We start from the raw sequence: 12790 nt of genomic DNA, 5'->3' as shown, positions 1-12790 counted from the left end.
TCAGCGTATGAGTACCCGTTACGAAAGCGTTCACAGCGCCTTGCTTTACCCCGATGCGTTCCGTGTGGATGCCCCTGCTGTCGCCGTGGGGCGCGAAGTGTGGCCGCGCCAACCGGGTGTTTTTATCCGCGTAGCCACAGCCCATGAAACCGAACCCGCCGAAGAAGCCACAGACGCTGACCCGCCGCCGCGCGAGCCGCCAAAGCGTGAACTGAGCGCCGGACAGTTTGGCCTGGTGCCGCGCTGGGTCAAGTCGGCTTCTGACGCCAAGCTGCGTTCGACCAAGCTGGTCAACGCCCGTTCCGAAACCGTGACCACGTCCAACAACTTTCGCGATGCCTGGCTGGCCGGGCAGCGCTGCATCGTGCCGATGAGGGCGTTCGTGGAAGACGACTGGCGCAGCGGCAAGGCCGTGCCCACCCGCATTAACCGGGTAGACGGCGCGCCCATGGGCGTGGCAGGCTTGTGGGAAAGCTGGACGGGGGCCGAGGGCGAAGTCATCGTCAGCTACACCTTGCTGACCGTCAACGCCAACAGCCACGCGCTGATGAACCGCTACCAGCAAGCCGGCAATGAAAAACGCATGCTGGCGATCTTGAATGAAGGCGCCTACGACGCCTGGCTGGGCGCCCGCCCTGAAAAAGCCAAAGAGTTCATGCGGGCCTATCCGGCCAATTGGCTGACGGCTAACCCGATGGAGAAAAGCCGCCAATGAGCGGTTGCGGCGAGGGTTGGGCGTCTCATGAGGCCTGCTGCGTCTTGGCTCAAGACGGGCATTGCCGGTGCGACGCAGGCCTGCCAGTTCAGCTGCGTCTGGTTAGGATTTTTCTGATTAATTTAGATGAAAAAGGCTCTTGCCGCTTATAGAACAAGCGTAAGCAGCTATCAAAAACGTAGTGAACATTAGTTTGAAGTGGCTATCGCCTGCCGTTTCACTTCATCCAGCGTTTTGCCCTTGGCGTCTTTCCACTCCATCCATCCGTTGGCCGCCGTGGCCTTGCAAGGCCACGGCGGCCATGCTGGGGCTGAAGAATAAATAATCGTAACTACGCAGCTTCCTCGAAGCGCTTTGTATTCTCTTTTGTCATTGCGGACGTGATCCGCAATCCATGATCAATAGTGAGTTAACGAAGATCATGCAGATTGATGCAAATCCCGGCGAGACAAGTCAGGCTGGCCTGCCAGCAAGCCAGCAACCGAAATATCTTCATCCAGCGCATCCCAGTGCAAGCCGTTCTTGCTCAGTTCAACTTGCGCTCTTTGTTCAGGCGCTGCTTCCAGCAAGCGGGGGAACCAGGCCAGCGGGGCTGCAATTGTCCGTCCATCCGACAGGCTGACCCACAAGTTGTCGTCATCAAAGCGAACGGCTTTAGGAGAAATGTTCATTCCAGGTCCTTTCAATCAATTCTTTGTGTGCAGTTACAACGTTAAGTAATTCTCTCAATATACGTGCGTCAAATCCATCACTGTCTGCCAGATAAACCGTCGGTGTCAACCAAAACTTTGCCTCGCCGTCCGGACTTCGCACATGAACGTGCATGGATTCACGCGGATTGCCTTCATTGGAATAGAAGAAAAATCGATAAGCCCTATAGCGGAAAACGACAGGCATGGGGTTGAACCTTTCTCGTCAGCTGGATACAGCTAAAAACATTGAAGCTTTTTGTCCTTACTCGATCTGATGGTGTTATCGGTTTGCCGCTGACCCGTTCCAGCGAGATGCGTATTTCATTTTTGAGCGCTTTGCCGGCGCCGCTGAGGTCATCCAGTGGTGTGTTGTTGGCCATGCGGCAGAGTGATTTCCTGGCCTATCAGCCAGATTTTGGGTTGTTGCATCACGCGGGTGACAAAGGCATTGTCGTTCTGCAGCCGCGCCGCAAAATCAGCAGGCGTATAAAGGGTCGGGTTGATGGTGCGGCTAAGGGTTTGGGTGGCAACCTCCAACGCCGCGAACACATCGCCATAACCGAGCGAGTCACTGACCACCAGCAAATCGACATCACTCTGCGCGGTATGGGTCTGCTTGGCGATCGAGCCAAACACAAAGGCCTGTTCAATTTGCGCGGCCAGCGGCACCAGCGCAGCGCGCAGCACATCGGCCAAACCGGTGGTCTTGAGCACCAGCCCACGCAACTCGGCAAACACGGGTGCGGCTGCGTTGGCCTGGTAATGTTTCTGGTTGCCCTGCTTACTGACGGTCAGCAAGCCTGCCGCGCTCAAACCCGCCAGCTCGCGCTGCACTGCGCCCGTGCCCGATTGCGCCAGCGCAATCACCTCGTTGGCGTAGAAGCTGCGGTCCGGCGCGCCAAACAGCACCGCCAGAACCCGCTGGCGCACCTTGGGGAAGAGGGCGTCTGCGATGGATGAGGAATCAGGTTGCGTTGTTGAAATACCCATATTGGGGTGCATCGTACCCTAATTGGGATTCTTCTGGTTAATTTAGATGAAAAAGGCTCTTAGCGCATATAGAGTAAGCGTAAGCAGCTATCAAAACCGTAGTAAATATCAGTTTGAGGTGGCTATCGACTGCCGCTTCACTTCATCCAGCGTTCTGCCTTTGGCGTCTTTCCATTCCATCCAACCGTTAGCAGAGCGGCCTTGCAAGGCCACGGCGGCCATGCTGGGGCTGGAGAACAAATAATCGCGGGTCAGCACCACGCCGCCGCCGTTGGCTGCAAGAATGCCTTCCACTAAAAGTTTCTCGCGAAAGCGCTCATTGGCTTTGCCTTGGATGGAGGCCACGTTTTCCAGCCGACCACGTGAGCCTTTGAGCACGACAAAACCCTCGGCGGTGTACTCACCCACGCCATCAGCACCCGAGCCTTTGCAATAGAACAGTTCTGCCTCGCCCTTCGGCGTTAGCGCATTGATCAGCGGTTCAAAAATGGGCTGTCCCAGCGTGGCAAGCAGGGTGGCGGCGGTCTCGTGAATCTCATGGCAGTCGGCTTGCAGCGGTGCGGGGGTGTAGGGCTGCGAGCCGGTGTTGCCGTTCTCCAGGTAGTACCGTCCGGCCTTGGTGGCCTCTGCAATCGCAAACCATTCCAGAAACAGCGCGTGCGTTTGCGTCATGCTGTTGGTGAGAGAGATAACCACCAGTGCGCGGTTCCAGAAGTCTTTGTTCTGGTTGTGCTGCACCAGCCGGTTGCCCACATTGCCAGACTGGCCGATGTAGGCGCGCGGCAACCCGGCTTCGGATAATTCGCCCATCAAAAAGTAGACGCCAACCTGCTGCGCCTCGGGCATCTTGAGGAAGCCTGCCAACTGGCTGCGCGGCACTTCGATCACGCGAACAATGCGCGTCGTGATCTCCGCCACGCGCATGCCGCGCGGATCACCGGCGGGGAGGAAGATTTGGATGGTTTGGGGGCGCATGATCAATTTAATGAGCCAACTAAAAGTTCAAGTTTTTGTAGTTCAGGAAGGATTTGGACATAAACTAAATTTTGCTCAGTTTGAGGATCAATTGGGGTAACCGCACGTCGTGAGTTGTGTGCGTGCCCTCCGCGAACCTCGCCATAGGTATTCATGGTTTGGAGCCAAACGTTGTCTAAATATGTTCCATTTAGTCCGATCGGCTTGAGCATTTCTAAAATATTTTTGGACTTGACGCCATTATTAGCTTTCACTGATTTTCTCAATTCTCTGTCTATATAAGCGACTAACGAATCTACTAATTGCGAATTACAGCCTGAAATCTTCCAAGAACTTATTTTTTGCGTAAATCGCGTTAAGGCGTCCTCAACTAAAGATTCGATGAAACGCTCAATTTCTGCGTGAACCAGTAGCCTAAACGCACTCATAGCGTCATATTCGGCATCCGAGTAAGTGCCAGTTGGATCTAGCGGTGGAACGAATCTGAAATGTAAGTCGTCAACTCGTTCAATCAACTCCGCAAATCGCGGTATTGTGCTCATGACGCTAAAGTAATTCGACCGGTATTTTTGTCGAGCTTAGGTATTGGAACTTCAATATCCAAAATCTCAGAAAGTTTTTTACCCCATAACTGAAGCCGAGTTGAAAGAGCACCAATGCTTTTTGTGGTGGTTTCAATCGATGTCCTAAACGGCCCTGACTGTTCACACAAGCTCTTAAAACCCTTGATAACCGCTTCGCGGTTTTCCAGCGCTTTCAATCGAGTGCTACTATCCCGAAAAAAGTAAACCATGACATCGAAAACAGCACGATTAAAACGGCGTTCAAAGTCTTTGCCGTTCCATTTTCGAAACGCATTCTCTGAAAATACTTCCCAAGTAACTTGAATTGCGTTCTCAAGTTCGAGGCTCTGTCCACGTACGTTTTTTTCTAAGCTGTCCCATTCAGTATTTAGCTTCTGACTGGTCTCATCTAGGAAAAGTTTCAAGTTCCCCGTATAACCGTCTAGGTAGTTGACTAGACCAAAATAGCGAATTGAGAGTTCTACATCTCGCATGCGAAAGTCAGGCTGTTGGTTGGAATTGAACAAACCCATTACAGCAGCACTCTTCGACGTGAAGTCCGTTGCGAAATCGGTAAAGCTTCCTGGACTAACTACTTGTCGCAACTCTTGCGGTGATAGTGGGAGACTTCCGCTATTCAATCGTAGGAAGACTAGATAAAGGTAGTCCTCTGAAGGCCAATTTCTTAGAACGACAGTTCGAATCGTTTGATTTTCAAAAAATCTGAGATCGTCTTCAAAATCGGGATTGTCAGTTGCATCTACCATCGCAACGCCGTTTAAATCAGCACGTAGGGCCAGTCCACTTAGTCTGAGTTGTTTGAACTCTGGATCTTGCGACGTTGCGCTAAATTGCCGTAAGGTAAGCAACCTTTGCTTGCCATCCAAGACAATATATGAGCCTTTTCGATCTTTGCTTTCTGCAAGCACCACTTGTGGAACTGGTAGCCCAAGAAATAGAGACTCAATGAATTCGCTTTTTCGTTTTAATGTCCATGCGTCCCGCCGTTGAAAACTTGGGTCAAGCTTGATGTTTCTCTTCTTTAGCTGAGAAATAAGCGTTTCGACAGTCCAGTCTGTAGCTGTTACGACAGCATCGTAGTTTTTGCCGGCGAGCAACGCACTTGCATCTTCTTGGATTAGAGCTTCTTCATCTTGATAATCCTCGTCATCAAATGACGCTTGCTGATGTGATGGTTCCATGTTTTCCCCCTGTTGGTTTTTACTTCGCCCAAGAATCCTTCAATCCCACCGCCAAATTAAACACCGGCTTCCCCGCTGCATGGTCCACGCAGTCCGCTACAAAATACCCATGCCGCTCAAACTGAAACTTGTCGTCCGTCTTGGCATTAGCCAATGACGGTTCGACGATGGCGTTGACCATTTTCAGGCTATTCGGGTTCAAACTCTCAATAAAGTCCTTGCCACCCGCATCCGGCTGGGCATCCAGAAAAAGACGGTCGTACATGCGCACTTCGGCTTTTATGCCGTCGGCCACGCCGACCCAGGTAATCGCGGCTTTGACCTTGACGCTGTCTGCGCCGGGGGTGCCGCTCTTGGTGTCAGGCACGACGGTGGCCAGCACTTCGGTGATGTTGCCGTCAGCGTCTTTGGTGGCGCCGGTGCATTCGATGACGTAGCCGCCTTTCAGGCGCACCTTGTTGCCGGGGAACAGGCGCTTGTAGCCCTTGGGCGGGACTTCTTCGTAGTCTTCGCGCTCGATCCAGACTTCCTTGCCAATCGTGAAGTGGCGAACGGGCGATTCGGTGCCTTCGGCCGGGTGGGGCAGGGCGGGCAGGGTGCAAGGCTCCAAGTGGCCGGCGCCCATGACCTCATCCCAGTTCGTCAGCACCAGCTTGACGGGATTCAGCACCGCCATGCCCCGGTGGGCTGTGAGTTCAAGCTTTTCGCGCAAGCAGCCTTCGAGCGTGCTGTAGTCGATCCAGCTGTCGCTCTTGGTCACGCCGATGCGTTCGGCGAACAGTTGCAGGCTTTCCGGCGTGTAGCCGCGCCGGCGCAGGCCAACGATGGTGGGCATGCGCGGGTCGTCCCAGCCGCTGACGCGCTTTTCGTTCACCAGTTGCGCCAGCTTGCGCTTGCTGGTCAGCACATAGGTCAGGTTGAGGCGGGCAAACTCGTACTGGCGCGGGTGCGGCGTGGCAATCAGGCCGCCCACCACTTGCCCATCGGGCAATGTTGTCTGTTCAGCCAGGCGGTCGAGCAGCCAGTCGTAAAACGGGCGCTGGTCTTCGAATTCGAGCGTGCAGATGCTGTGGGTGATCTGCTCCAGCGCGTCCTCGATCGGGTGGGCAAAGGTGTACATCGGGTAGATGCACCATTTGTCGCCGGTGTTGTGGTGATGCGCGCGGCGGATGCGGTAGATGGCCGGGTCGCGCAGGTTGATGTTAGGGCTGGCCATGTCGATTTTGGCGCGCAATACGGCGGCGCCATCGGGCAGCTGGCCGCCCTGCATTTCGCGGAAGCGGGCCAGGTTTTCGGCCGGCGTGCGGCTGCGGAATGGGCTGTCGGTGCCGGGCTTGCCGAAGTCGCCACGGCTCAGGCGCATCTCTTCGGCGGTCAGCTCATCAACATAGGCGTGGCCGGATTCGATCAGGTATTCGGCGGCGCGGTACATGAAGTCGAAGTAGTCGCTGGCCTGGTACAGGTTGGTTTCGCCATGGGTGGACCAGTCAAAACCCAGCCAGTGCACCGCGTCCTTAATGGAATCTACGTATTCGGTGTCTTCCTTTTCCGGGTTGGTGTCGTCAAAACGCAGGTGGCACACGCCGCCATAGTCGCGCGCCAGGCCAAAGTTCAGGCAGATGCTCTTGGCATGGCCGATGTGCAGGTAGCCGTTGGGCTCGGGCGGAAAGCGCAGGCGCACCCTGGCGGGGTCCGGCTGGCCGCTGGCATGGTGGGCGGCGTCGCCGGGGCTGCCACCCCAGCGGCGGGTGGCATAGGTGCCTTCGGCCAGGTCTTTTTCGATGATCTGGCGCAGGAAGTTGCTGGGCTTGTGGGCTTCCTGGTCAAGGGCGGCAGGGGCAGGCGCGACGGCCTTGGAGGGGGCGGGTGAGGTCATCGCCTGATTCTAGGGGGTAGAAAGTTGACGTTACATTTGGCAACCTTCTTAACTGTGCGTGCAGTAGGCGGCTCGCGATATGGCGCGTTTAATTCATGACATGGGCCTTTTGCGTCCTTTCTTTAGGAGAAGTTCATGAAGACAAGCATCCGGACCACCCGCTCTTCCATCCTGGCAGGCGCCGCCGCCACGCTGGCAGTGGCCGCGTTGGGCTTTGCAGGCGCTGCCCAGGCTCGCGACAGTGTCAGCTGGTCGGTGGGTGTGGGCATACCGGGCTCGGTGGTGAACGTGGGCAACGTGGGGTCGGTGTACCCGCAGCCCATTTATGTCCAGCCCCAGCCGGTTTACGTTCAGCCGCAACCTGTGTATGTTCAGCCCGCTCCGCGCTACTACCAGCAACAGCCGCAACCTGTGTATGTTCAGCCCGCTCCGCGCTACTACCAGCAACAGCAGCAGCCGGTGTATTTGGAGCCCCCTCCGAACTACTACCAACCCCGTCCTGTGTTCGTGAGACCAGCGCCGGTGTACCTGGCCCCGCAGCCGATTTATTACGAACGCGAACGTCGCCATGGCCACCATGGTCGCCATGATGGCGGAAACTATGTGCAGGGCAATGGCTACGGGCAGGGGTATGGCCAGGTGTACTACCAGCGTGACGGCTATCGCGGCGACCGGCACGACGACCGCCGCTGACCAGGCCACGCACCGCCGGTCAACAGAATAAAAGCCCGCAAGGCCTGAAGCCTGCGGGCTTTTTTACGCCTGTCGGGGCGTTATGAAGAGCATGCAATGGTCACACGCCCTTGCATGGGCCCTGTCAAGCCGCTTTCCAGAAAATGTAGTCAGCCTGGTAAGGCAGCGTCAGCTTGTCGCCGACATCGGTCTGCGTGCAGGCCTTGCTCAGGTCTTGTCCGCCCTTGGTCTTGATGCGCTGGATGTAGGTGATGTTCTGCATGGCGCCTGGCGCTGCACCGGGCATGCCCTTGGACAACTGGTAGGACAGGTTGGTGGCACCCGGGCGCGGTGCAATGGCGACCTGCGTGCCGACGACGCTGGAGCCGTCGGTGTGCGTCCAGGTGGCTGGCGGGCCGGAGTACCTGGCGACGGTCTTGCCGGTGCGGTCCATCAGCTCAGCCTGTGGGCTGGCGAGCACCCAGCCAATGGCGCCGCCCATGGCCGGGTTCGCCTTGCATTCGTAGTTGAGGAGGCCGACCGCCGTGGTTTCAAGCGCCACCACATGGCCTGATGGCACCTGGATCTGGTCGTCCAGCCGATCCTGGGTGTATTCCTTGGGCGGCGCCTTGACACCGGCGCATCCGGCCAGCAGTGCGACCGAACCGGTTACGAAAGCCAGCGCCAATACGGCGCTTTTGCTGCGCATGCCGACGGGAATGTGTGCGTTTTTCATCAGTATCCTCAAGTAGTTGTTGTGAGGTCCAGTAAACCGCAAGGCGCCAAGCACGACAGTAGGACGCTGCGCTGACTCCCTGAGGGGGCATTTCCAGCATGTGAAATGAACGGGACGGCTTGCACCGCTTGTTGCCCGAAGCGCGGGCCATTGCGCAGGAAGTCGTTTTCCTCGGCGCTGCTGGTGCGGTGCAGCACCGCATTGCGGTACGGAACACAGCCGAAACGCGTGATGAGGCCGTGGTGCGTGAATGCAACGTCGAGCTTGCCCTGCAGCCTGGGCTTGCACGCTGCCGGCAAGGCGGCCACCCACTGTGAAAAACTGGCTATGCATTCGTCCTGCAGGGCCAGGACTTCGGCATGCATCGTCGGAATGTACAAAAAACGCCCGGCCGACCCACGGCACTGGCCGGACTTCTTGCTGCGCCAGGGTGGTCAGTGCCAGTTGCCGCACAGGCGCATCGCCGTCAAAAGCCCGGGCGGTGCCGAGCAACACGTTGCTGATGAACTGGACGGACAGGAGCACCAGCGCTGGTTCAGGTCTTCGGACCGCCAGTCCAGCGCCCAGCCATCGCCCGGCCACCAGTCGAGGACTCCACAGGCAAGTGCGGGTTGCGACGCAGGCGGCGCGCGTTGCGGGGTCATGGTCCTGCGCGCTTGGCAGCGGCCGGCCCGGGCGGACATGGCGCTTGCGAATGGACTGCTGGCAACAGCGATAATCAGCCCCATTTTGAATGGAGCCAGCGTGGATATTGCACTGTTGATCAAAGCCGCCATCATGGGCATCGTCGAAGGACTGACCGAATTTCTTCCCATTTCATCGACCGGCCACCTGATCCTGGCCGGCGCACTGCTGGGCTTTGACGACGACAAGGCCAAGGTGTTCGACATTGCCATCCAGACCGGCGCCATTTTTGCGGTGATCCTGGTGTACTGGCAAAAAATCCGCAGCACCCTGATCGCGCTGCCGAACGAAAAGCAGGCGCAGCAGTTTGCGCTGAATGTCCTGGTGGCCTTTATACCTGCCGTGGTGCTGGGGCTGCTGTTCGGCAAGGCCATCAAGGCGAATCTGTTCACGCCGGTGGTGGTGGCCAGTGCCTTCATCGTCGGCGGCTTCATCATTTTGTGGGCCGAGAAGCGCCAAAAGCGCAACCCGTCGGCCATTCGTATCCACGATGTCGAGTCGATGACGACGATGGACGCGCTCAAGGTCGGGCTGGTGCAATGCCTGGCGATGATTCCGGGCACCAGCCGCAGCGGCTCGACCATCATCGGCGGCATGCTGCTGGGCCTGTCGCGCAAGGCGGCGACTGATTTCTCGTTCTACCTGGCGATTCCGACGCTGATTGGCGCCGGCGCCTACAGCCTGTTCAAGGAGCGTGCGCTGCTGTCCGTGGCCGATGTGCCACTGTTTGGCGTCGGTCTGCTGTTTTCCTTTTTGAGCGCTTGGCTGTGCATTCGCTGGCTGCTGCGCTACATCGCCACCCACGACTTCGTGCCCTTTGCCTGGTACCGCATCGCGTTTGGCATCGTGGTGCTGGGCACCGCCTGGAGCGGGCTGGTGACCTGGGCTGCTTGAGCAAGAAATAGCGACTGCTTCCCTTGCTGCAGGTCAACGGCCTTGTCGATCCCTGGTGTTGGCCTCGATTGGCGATGCGCAGGCTTGATGTTTTCGGGTGTTCAGGCTTGGAGCGCCTTTCCGGCGGGGGGAAGAACTGCTGACGCTTGCGGTTTCTGTTCTTTGGTTTTGGGTTTTTGGAGGCTTCTTCTTTGGTTTGAGGGGTGAGCGCCTTCCCGGCGGGGGGTAACTTTCTTTTCTGGCAAAAAAGAAAGTCACCAAAGAAAGTTGCCCTGGGAGCGGGTTAGAGCTGAACGCTCTGACGGGCCTTCGCTTCGCTGGGCCCTTGGCACCTTGATTTGATGGCGGTTAGCAATTTCGGCGGCTGGCTGGTTCTGCCGTTCGTTCGCCAACAGCTTCACGCTCTGCTTGATCGTTTCCTTTGTGCTTCAAGCACTTCTGGCAGATTCTTGTCCTAAATTTTTTCTTGGTTAGGGCAGGCGGGGGGCGGACAGCAAAAAGGGCAATGGTGGTTCCACAGCCACTGAACCACCAGAAAGAAAAAAGGCGTTGCCGACAGCAAACAGCGAAGCGCAAGCCAAGCAGATCAAGCAGAGCGTGAAGCTGTTGGCGAACGAGCGGTAGAACCAGCCAGCCATTGGCATTGGCTGCCAGCCAGCGATCAAAGAACTCAGGGCCCAGCGAAGCGACGGCCCGTCAGAGCGTTCAGCTCTAACCCGCTCCCAGGGCAACTTTCTTTGGTGACTTTCTTTTTTGCCAGAAAAGAAAGTTACCCCCCGCCGGGAAGGCGCTCACCCCTCAAACCAAAGAAGAAACCACCCAAAGCCCAAGAAAAAAACAGCGATTAAACCGTAAGCGTTCGCAGTTAAAAAAAATATAATGAAAAACCGGTTTTGCGCAAGCTGCGTAAAGCTTTACAGCTATTTATTGCATAGCAGGCCGCAAGCGCCTGGCCTGGAGCAGACAGAATGCCTCGAAAGCCGGCTTCAGCCCATGAAGTTCAGCAGCGCCGCTTCGATGGCCGCGGCCGTGGCCAGCGGCTTTTCCATCGGAAACAGGTGGCTGCCGTCAAGCATCATGATGCGGCCCTGGGTGATTTTCTGCGTCATCGCCATGCCGACCTGCTTCATCTCGACCGACTGGCGCCCGCCGATGAAGGCCGACGGGCATTGCAGCGGATGCGTTTTCAGCAGCTGCTCCAGGTTGTCGGGCAGGGTGTTGTAGATCGCCGTTTCCACGTCGCGGTCAAAGCTCAGCAGGCGCTGGCCCTGCGCGCTGCCGCCTTCGTCGTGGGTGCCGTGGTCGATGTAGTCGCGCAGCACCTGTTCGTCCCAGCGGGCAAAGGCTTTCTTGCTGCGAAAGTGCGCCAGCACCTCGTCCCGGCCCAGCCACTGGTGGCGGCGCTTGCGGCTGATGGCGCCCGGCGAGATTGAGCCGACCAGTTTGGCCCGCTTGGCCACGCTCAGCGCCTTGGCGCGCCAGCCGCCCAGCACCGGCGAGTCGACCATCAGCACGCCGGCGACTTTCTGGCCACCGAGTTCGGGGTGGCGGGCAGCGCACATCAGGCTCAGGAAGCCGCCCAGCGAATGGCCGACCAGAAAGGCCGGCTGGCCGGACTTTTCAACTTCCTGGCTGGCAAAGTCGGCCAGTTGCTGCACCAGGTTCGGCCAGTTGCTGGTCACGGGGTAGCGGGGGTCATGGCCGAATTTTTCAATCGCCTGGATTTGAAAACCCCGTGCCTTCAGGCTCTGGAACAGCACGCCGTAGGTGCTGGCCGGAAAGCTGTTGCCATGGGAAAAAATGATGAGGGGTTGGGGACTTTTGGGCACGGGAATAAGGGGGAGCCGCAGCGCGCTGGCCGCGGTTTTTCCCGGAGGTAAATGTCGGTGAAGGGGCAACGAAGGCGCGATGATGAAGGAAAGGCCTAGATCAGTTTTTCCTGCGGCGTGCTGATCTTTTTCAGCACGGCATGGCGGCCGGCCGGCATCTTGATGGGCGTTTCGGTGTGCGCATCGTCCCACACCGGGTCTTCGATGCTGTCGAACACCTGGCGCAGCTTGTGTCCCCAGCTGTTGTGCATCATCTGGTAGTAAGGGTTGTCCTGGTCAATGCAGACGATCTTGTCGCTTTTCAAGCTGTCGGCTTCGTACACCACCAGGTCGAGCGGCAGGCCGACCGACAGGTTGGACTTCATGGTCGAGTCCATCGACACCAGCGCGCACTTGGCGGCCTCGTCCAGCGGCGTTTCAGGCCGGATGACCCGGTCGAGCACCGGCTTGCCGTATTTTGATTCGCCGACCTGGAAGTAGGGCGTCTCTTCGGTGGCCTCGATGAAGTTGCCGGGCGAATACACCTGGAACAGGCGCATGCCTTCGCCCTTGATCTGGCCGCCGAAGACCAGCGACACGTTGAAGCCGACATCGTCGTTGCGCAGCGCCCGGGCGTCGTGCTCGTAAACGCGGCGTATGGCCGAGCCGAGCACGCGGGCGGCGTCGAACATGCTCTTGGCGTTCCAGATGGTGATCGGCTCGCCGCCAGCCGGATCGCGTATTTCCTCGGTCTGCAGGATCTCGCGCACCGACTGCGAGATCGACAGGTTGCCGGCGGTCAGCAGCACCATGAAGCGGTCGCCGGGCTTTTCATAGACGATCATCTTGCGAAAGGTGCTGATGTGGTCCAGGCCCGCGTTGGTTCGGGAATCGGACAGGAAGACCAGTCCGGCATTGAGTTTGATGGCGACGCAGTAAGTCATGGCGTGGAAAGGATTTTGGGAGTACATGGGATGCCTGGG

At 57.7% G+C, this 12790-nt stretch carries 14 protein-coding genes; 3 read left to right on the top strand and 11 right to left on the bottom strand.

Translation table 11 applies throughout. The features are described from left to right. Positions 1–7: 7 nt before the first annotated feature. Positions 8–715, top strand: coding sequence for an SOS response-associated peptidase (locus tag IWX85_RS05790; protein WP_196869075.1), 708 nt, complete (start codon positions 8–10; stop codon positions 713–715). Positions 716–1134: 419 nt separating this feature from the next. Here IWX85_RS05790 and IWX85_RS05785 read toward each other — a convergent pair whose 3' ends face one another. The 7 genes from IWX85_RS05785 to IWX85_RS05750 form a co-directional block, all read right to left on the bottom strand. Next, positions 1135–1386, bottom strand: coding sequence for a DUF2442 domain-containing protein (locus tag IWX85_RS05785; RefSeq protein WP_036810268.1), 252 nt, complete (start codon positions 1384–1386; stop codon positions 1135–1137). Next, complete coding sequence (locus IWX85_RS05780) at positions 1370–1612, bottom strand: DUF4160 domain-containing protein (RefSeq protein ID WP_081932685.1); 243 nt, start codon at positions 1610–1612, stop codon at positions 1370–1372. The genes IWX85_RS05785 and IWX85_RS05780 overlap by 17 nt, the downstream gene beginning before the upstream one ends. Before the next feature lie 149 nt (positions 1613–1761). Beyond that, positions 1762–2397: a nucleotidyltransferase domain-containing protein gene (locus IWX85_RS05770; RefSeq protein WP_231379568.1), complete on the bottom strand. Its 636-nt coding sequence runs from the start codon at positions 2395–2397 to the stop codon at positions 1762–1764. Between the two features lie 108 nt (positions 2398–2505). Next, positions 2506–3372 (bottom strand): GIY-YIG nuclease family protein, encoded by an 867-nt coding sequence (locus IWX85_RS05765; protein WP_196869072.1) that lies wholly within the window; start codon positions 3370–3372, stop codon positions 2506–2508. Positions 3373–3374: 2 nt separating this feature from the next. After that, complete coding sequence (locus IWX85_RS05760) at positions 3375–3914, bottom strand: hypothetical protein (RefSeq protein WP_196869071.1); 540 nt, start codon at positions 3912–3914, stop codon at positions 3375–3377. After that, positions 3911–5137, bottom strand: coding sequence for a DUF262 domain-containing protein (locus IWX85_RS05755; RefSeq protein WP_196869070.1), 1227 nt, complete (start codon positions 5135–5137; stop codon positions 3911–3913). The genes IWX85_RS05760 and IWX85_RS05755 overlap by 4 nt, the downstream gene beginning before the upstream one ends. Before the next feature lie 19 nt (positions 5138–5156). Continuing rightward, the gene (locus tag IWX85_RS05750; RefSeq protein WP_196869069.1) at positions 5157–7013 is read right to left on the bottom strand and encodes a glutamine--tRNA ligase/YqeY domain fusion protein; all 1857 of its coding nucleotides are present in this window, start codon (positions 7011–7013) and stop codon (positions 5157–5159) included. Between the two features lie 135 nt (positions 7014–7148). On the opposite strand from IWX85_RS05750, the gene IWX85_RS05745 reads away from it, so the two are divergent. After that, positions 7149–7706 (top strand): hypothetical protein, encoded by a 558-nt coding sequence (locus IWX85_RS05745; RefSeq protein ID WP_196869068.1) that lies wholly within the window; start codon positions 7149–7151, stop codon positions 7704–7706. 124 nt (positions 7707–7830) lie between these two features. On the opposite strand, the gene IWX85_RS05740 is transcribed toward IWX85_RS05745, so the two are convergent. Together IWX85_RS05740 and IWX85_RS20330 are read right to left on the bottom strand one after the other, a co-directional pair. Further along, the gene (locus IWX85_RS05740) at positions 7831–8421 is read right to left on the bottom strand and encodes a DUF3455 domain-containing protein (protein ID WP_051984330.1); all 591 of its coding nucleotides are present in this window, start codon (positions 8419–8421) and stop codon (positions 7831–7833) included. 8 nt (positions 8422–8429) lie between these two features. Further along, positions 8430–8786, bottom strand: coding sequence for a DUF924 family protein (locus IWX85_RS20330; RefSeq protein ID WP_231379567.1), 357 nt, complete (start codon positions 8784–8786; stop codon positions 8430–8432). A 379-nt stretch (positions 8787–9165) separates the two neighbouring features. On the opposite strand from IWX85_RS20330, the gene IWX85_RS05730 reads away from it, so the two are divergent. Further along, positions 9166–9999, top strand: a complete 834-nt coding sequence (locus IWX85_RS05730; RefSeq protein WP_036813628.1) for an undecaprenyl-diphosphate phosphatase — start codon at positions 9166–9168, stop codon at positions 9997–9999. Between the two features lie 986 nt (positions 10000–10985). Here the strand turns inward: IWX85_RS05730 and IWX85_RS05725 are convergent. Further along, a complete protein-coding gene (locus IWX85_RS05725; protein ID WP_036810284.1) occupies positions 10986–11828 on the bottom strand; it encodes an alpha/beta hydrolase in 843 nt (280 codons plus the stop codon). Positions 11829–11923: 95 nt separating this feature from the next. Next, positions 11924–12751 carry a proteasome-type protease gene (locus IWX85_RS05720; protein ID WP_036810288.1) on the bottom strand — a complete coding sequence of 276 codons (828 nt, stop codon included), beginning with the start codon at positions 12749–12751 and terminating at the stop codon, positions 11924–11926. Positions 12752–12790 lie beyond the last annotated feature (39 nt).

Source organism: Polaromonas sp. CG_9.11 (assembly GCF_015752225.1).
Classification (GTDB): domain Bacteria; phylum Pseudomonadota; class Gammaproteobacteria; order Burkholderiales; family Burkholderiaceae_C; genus Polaromonas.
This window is presented reverse-complemented; position numbering and strand designations above follow the sequence as displayed.

What these genes read in the sequence shown, in the direction of transcription:
- IWX85_RS05790 (WP_196869075.1), top strand. Translation starts at nt 8, where the DNA reads ATGAGTACCCGTTACGAAAGCGTTCACAGCGCCTTGCTTTACCCCGAT.
- IWX85_RS05785 (WP_036810268.1), bottom strand. Translation starts at nt 1,386, where the DNA reads ATGAACATTTCTCCTAAAGCCGTTCGCTTTGATGACGACAACTTGTGG.
- IWX85_RS05780 (WP_081932685.1), bottom strand. Translation starts at nt 1,612, where the DNA reads ATGCCTGTCGTTTTCCGCTATAGGGCTTATCGATTTTTCTTCTATTCC.
- IWX85_RS05770 (WP_231379568.1), bottom strand. Translation starts at nt 2,397, where the DNA reads ATGGGTATTTCAACAACGCAACCTGATTCCTCATCCATCGCAGACGCC.
- IWX85_RS05765 (WP_196869072.1), bottom strand. Translation starts at nt 3,372, where the DNA reads ATGCGCCCCCAAACCATCCAAATCTTCCTCCCCGCCGGTGATCCGCGC.
- IWX85_RS05760 (WP_196869071.1), bottom strand. Translation starts at nt 3,914, where the DNA reads ATGAGCACAATACCGCGATTTGCGGAGTTGATTGAACGAGTTGACGAC.
- IWX85_RS05755 (WP_196869070.1), bottom strand. Translation starts at nt 5,137, where the DNA reads ATGGAACCATCACATCAGCAAGCGTCATTTGATGACGAGGATTATCAA.
- IWX85_RS05750 (WP_196869069.1), bottom strand. Translation starts at nt 7,013, where the DNA reads ATGACCTCACCCGCCCCCTCCAAGGCCGTCGCGCCTGCCCCTGCCGCC.
- IWX85_RS05745 (WP_196869068.1), top strand. Translation starts at nt 7,149, where the DNA reads ATGAAGACAAGCATCCGGACCACCCGCTCTTCCATCCTGGCAGGCGCC.
- IWX85_RS05740 (WP_051984330.1), bottom strand. Translation starts at nt 8,421, where the DNA reads ATGAAAAACGCACACATTCCCGTCGGCATGCGCAGCAAAAGCGCCGTA.
- IWX85_RS20330 (WP_231379567.1), bottom strand. Translation starts at nt 8,786, where the DNA reads ATGCATGCCGAAGTCCTGGCCCTGCAGGACGAATGCATAGCCAGTTTT.
- IWX85_RS05720 (WP_036810288.1), bottom strand. Translation starts at nt 12,751, where the DNA reads ATGACTTACTGCGTCGCCATCAAACTCAATGCCGGACTGGTCTTCCTG.